Genomic DNA, 568 nt, shown 5'->3' on the forward strand with positions numbered 1-568 from the left:
CAGCTCGAGCAGGGACGAAAGTCGGGACTAGTGATCCGGCGACTCGTTGTGGAACGGTCGTCGCTCAACGGATAAAAGGTACCTCGGGGATAACAGGCTGATCTTGCCCAAGAGTCCATATCGACGGCATGGTTTGGCACCTCGATGTCGGCTCGTCGCATCCTGGGGCTGGAGTAGGTCCCAAGGGTTGGGCTGTTCGCCCATTAAAGCGGTACGCGAGCTGGGTTCAGAACGTCGTGAGACAGTTCGGTCCCTATCCTCTGCGCGCGTTGGAAATTTGAGAAGGTCTGTCCTTAGTACGAGAGGACCGGGACGGACGAACCTCTGGTATGTCAGTTGTACCGCCAGGTGCATGGCTGATTAGCTACGTTCGGGATGGATAACCGCTGAAAGCATCTAAGCGGGAAGCCGGCTTCGAGATGAGATTTCCTTGCCCCTTTGAGGGTGTGAGGCCCCCAGCGAGATTACTGGGTTGATAGGCTGGATGTGGAAGCACGGACTGAAGACGTGTGGAGCTGACCAGTACTAATAGGCCGATGACTTTTACACACTTTTCTTCCTGCTGTTT

At 55.3% G+C, this 568-nt stretch carries 1 rRNA gene; it reads left to right on the top strand.

The features are described 5' to 3' along the window. A 23S ribosomal RNA gene (locus tag MA879_RS12325) occupies positions 1–550 on the top strand; the annotation flags it as partial. Between the last annotated feature and the right edge of the window lie 18 nt (positions 551–568).

This window comes from Micrococcus lacusdianchii, assembly GCF_023155805.1.
In the GTDB taxonomy this organism is placed as follows: Bacteria; Actinomycetota; Actinomycetes; order Actinomycetales; family Micrococcaceae; genus Micrococcus; species Micrococcus lacusdianchii.